The sequence below is a fragment of the Vibrio sp. D173a genome, assembly GCF_030248475.1.
Genome location: NZ_JAHGAH010001210.1, coordinates 1 through 703, shown reverse-complemented (window position 1 = coordinate 703; position 703 = coordinate 1). Strand labels below are relative to the sequence as shown.

Genomic DNA, 703 nt, shown 5'->3' with positions numbered 1-703 from the left:
TGCCTTACATGCACAGTGAATCTCTGGTGATTCATCAACAAGCGGTCGAGTTGTTCAGTCAAACTGGATTAGAGCATAATTTGGATTTTGAGTTGAAGCACAAGGTGATTATTGAAAAGTTTGGTCGTTATCCGCATCGCAATGAAATACTCGGGCGTGTCTCAACGCCTCAAGAAATCGAGTTCTTGCAACAGCCGGGTTCAAGCTTTTAGCTCCTATATCAAGTCGCAACGACCTAAATCAAATATAAAAGAGCTGACGATCGCCAGCTCTTTTTCACTTCTAATCACCTTTCATCATGGTGCTTGATTCAAATCCCAATCGTATTCATAGCCAATGTTTTTAGTCTTTGTTAATGGTTGTGCTCTGTATTGGTTCATGTGCTCAAACAGTTGCTTCTCTGTACCAAAGTCGGCAATAAACCAATCATAAATAGACGAGAGCTGCAGTTTATTGTTTAGATTCAGTACCCCCTTGTCACTGTTCGCAAAGTCACGAGCAGCCTGCTCAAGTAGTGCTTCAGTGTTGTCTGCAGTGAAGGCTTCAGCCTGAAGGTTGGGGCATCCTAAGCTAGCGCAATTGACAGCGTAATGGGTTCTTGGATCCTGCCAAATCGGACGTAAAATTCGGTGCTCAATATCGTTCAGGGTTAGAGTTTTACCATCTATGGTGACCACGTCATCTCCCCAAGGCCCAAAGCTGA

General features: G+C 43.8%; 2 protein-coding genes. One reads left to right on the top strand and one right to left on the bottom strand.

Features of this window, described 5'->3' with window-relative positions; translation table 11 throughout:
• A partial coding sequence (locus KIV40_RS32350) for a DUF924 family protein (protein ID WP_285353448.1) occupies positions 1-212 on the top strand: 212 nt, incomplete at its 5' end.
• Positions 213-296: 84 nt separating this feature from the next.
• On the opposite strand, the gene KIV40_RS32345 is transcribed toward KIV40_RS32350, so the two are convergent.
• Positions 297-703: DUF547 domain-containing protein (locus KIV40_RS32345; protein WP_285353447.1), on the bottom strand; the 407-nt coding region annotated here is incomplete at its 5' end.